Below are 1,813 nucleotides of genomic sequence, written 5' to 3' on the forward strand. Positions count from 1 at the left end.
GCTATTTATCCATCGTCGGAGGAGCTATTTTTCTTCAAGCGATTATTAACTCTCTTGCAGCGATTATTCGCGTACATGGCTTTACTAAGCAGGCAATGTTTGTTTCACTTGGAATGAACATTTTTCATATTGCAGGAAACTATGCTTTAATCTTCGGAAAGTTCGGCTTTCCGGAAATGGGCGTGCAAGGAGCAGCGATTTCATCTGCGTTCAGCCGATTCGTTGCCCTTATTGTGTTCTTTTGGCTGCTGTATCAAGTGATGGAATATAGAGTGAAATTTCAATACTACATTACGCTTTCAAAAGAATATATCGGTAAAATTTTAAAAATTGGTATTCCGTCGGCTTTTGAACAAGTGATGTATCAAGGCTGTCAAATTGTCTTTTTATACTATGCAACCTACCTAGGAGCAGAATCACTTGCTGCGAGACAGTACGCGATGAATATTTCAATGTTCATTTACTTATTTGCCATTGCAATTGGAATGGGTACAGCGATTATTGTCGGCCGTTTAGTAGGCGGAAACGAAAAAGATGAAGCGTACCATCGCGTATGGAAAAGCGTCAAATGGGCCAGTGCCGTAACGATGATGATGGTTGTTCTTGTGATGACATTCAGAACACAGCTGATTAGCGTGTTTACAGACAATCCGCATATCATTGAGCTTGGGGCGACGGTGCTGCTTCTGAGCATTGTGCTTGAAACGGGAAGAACGATGAACATTGTGCTGATTAACTCGCTGCGGGCAGCGGGAGATGCCAAATATCCGGTGTTAATTGGTGCGATGTCGATGGTCATGATGAGCTTGCCACTCGGTTATTTCTTCGTTTTCCATTTAGACATGGGGCTCGCTGGCATTTGGCTTGCCATCGCAGCCGATGAATGGACGCGCGCAGTTATTATGTTTTTCCGCTGGAAAAGCCGAGCATGGGAAAACTACGGACTTATACAGCACGAACAAACAGCTGAAGAACCAACGCCGGTTCAAGTATAAAACAAAACCTCTGCAGGATGTGCAGAGGTTTTTTGCTGTGTGAAAAAACGAAGTGAAGTTGGTCTTTTTACGCAAAAAGCTTTAATTTGTGGGAAAAAACGGGTACAGGTACAAAGGAATGGTTTTATTCTACTTATTCTTTGTTTTAGATAACGGTATATGGTTGGATAACGTATTTAGACATGAGTCTTTTTTCTCTTATTTTTCATTTTTATCTCAATTCATGAAACTAGAAGTATAAAAAAGAGAGTTTTTTCCTATTTAGCTATAATGAGACAAATTTTATACTTATAATTATTGGATTAAACTCGAAATGTGCGGAACAGGAGGAACGATATGGGGTTAGGAAGCGTATTAGACGGACTGCTGGGTGAAGTATCTGGAAGAGTCTCAGATGTAGAAGGGAAAATTTCTAAGCTAAGAACGGCTAAAAGTAAAATTGAGCATGAACAAGCTGTTTCATTAAAAGAAATTGAACACATCAAAAAGCCTGAGCTGGGAGACAAATGGACGGGTACGTTATCGGATGATTTTGACGAAAAACGTACGGCAGCCTACGACAACATAAAAGGCATTTTAGACGGTGATTACGATGGATATATTCGTGAAATTGAAACAAAGATATGGGCGCTAGAAGCTGAAAAAGGAGCTTTGAGCGGCTTGAACGCCGTTATTGGAGAAGCGGATTCTTTATTAGCTAAAGGTGAAGAAGCCTATGACGCAGTAGAAAACAAGATTAGTGAAATTAGAAGGGGGCTGTTTTCATGACAATTAAGCTTGATCACGCTGACGTTATCAAAAAGCTTGAAGCAGTCAGC

The 1,813-nt window shown here is 40.7% G+C and carries 2 protein-coding genes; both read left to right on the forward strand.

The annotated features are described in order from the left end of the window. The coding region (locus tag AC1DRF_RS25860; protein WP_477742060.1) for an MATE family efflux transporter at positions 1-995 on the forward strand (995 nt) is incomplete at its 5' end. Between the two features lie 336 nt (positions 996-1,331). Then, positions 1,332-1,763 carry a YwqH-like family protein gene (locus tag AC1DRF_RS25865; RefSeq protein WP_013057382.1) on the forward strand — a complete coding sequence of 144 codons (432 nt, stop codon included), beginning with the start codon at positions 1,332-1,334 and terminating at the stop codon, positions 1,761-1,763. Positions 1,764-1,813: the final 50 nt, after the last annotated feature.

Source organism: Priestia sp. P5_B4 (genome assembly GCF_056400385.1).